The sequence below is a fragment of the Rhizobacter sp. P3_B12 genome, from assembly GCF_056402895.1.
Genome location: NZ_JBFUGN010001715.1, coordinates 1 through 606, shown reverse-complemented (window position 1 = coordinate 606; position 606 = coordinate 1). Strand labels below are relative to the sequence as shown.

Annotated in this window: 2 protein-coding genes; both read left to right on the top strand. The window is 62.0% G+C overall.

Going from position 1 to position 606, the window contains the following annotated elements:
- The coding region (locus AC1D01_RS37835; protein WP_477875111.1) for a hypothetical protein at positions 1-292 on the top strand (292 nt) is incomplete at its 5' end.
- A partial coding sequence (locus AC1D01_RS37830; protein WP_477875109.1) for an NAD(P)/FAD-dependent oxidoreductase occupies positions 289-606 on the top strand: 318 nt, incomplete at its 3' end. The genes AC1D01_RS37835 and AC1D01_RS37830, both read left to right, overlap by 4 nt.

Below are 606 nucleotides of genomic sequence, written 5' to 3'. Positions count from 1 at the left end.
AAGCGAACGAGTCGTGTGGAAGAGAACGGCCAACAATCCCAATGAACGTGGATGGCTAGCCGAAGTGTCAGCGTTGTCCGCAGCGAGACTGAACGAACCGTATGGTTTTCGAAGCGCCTTCTTTGGTTACTTTCTTTGGCAAGACAAAGAAAGTGACTCGCCCGCCGGGGCGAAACCCGGCAATCCAAAAAAAGAACGATCGTTCTTTTCCGCACCAGCCCCCGATACAATGCCGCGCACCGAGACAAGCGCCGCCTGCCGCGCAGCGCCCAGGACACAAGGACCGACATGACCCCCGAAGCCATCCTCGAGCAACACGGCCCGCGCGAATCCATGGAGTACGACGTCGTGATCGTCGGGGGTGGCCCCGGCGGCCTGGCGACGGCGATCAAGCTCAAGCAGCTGGCGGCTTCGCAAGGCAAGGAGATCTCGGTCGTCGTGCTGGAGAAAGGCTCCGAGCCTGGTGCCCACATCCTGAGCGGCGCCATCATGGACCCGCGCGCCCTCACAGAACTGTTCCCCAACTGGAAGGAACTCGGCGCCCCGTTGAACCAGCCCGTCGCCCACGACGAGATGTTGTTCCTCAGCCAGGCCGGCACGCTGCGC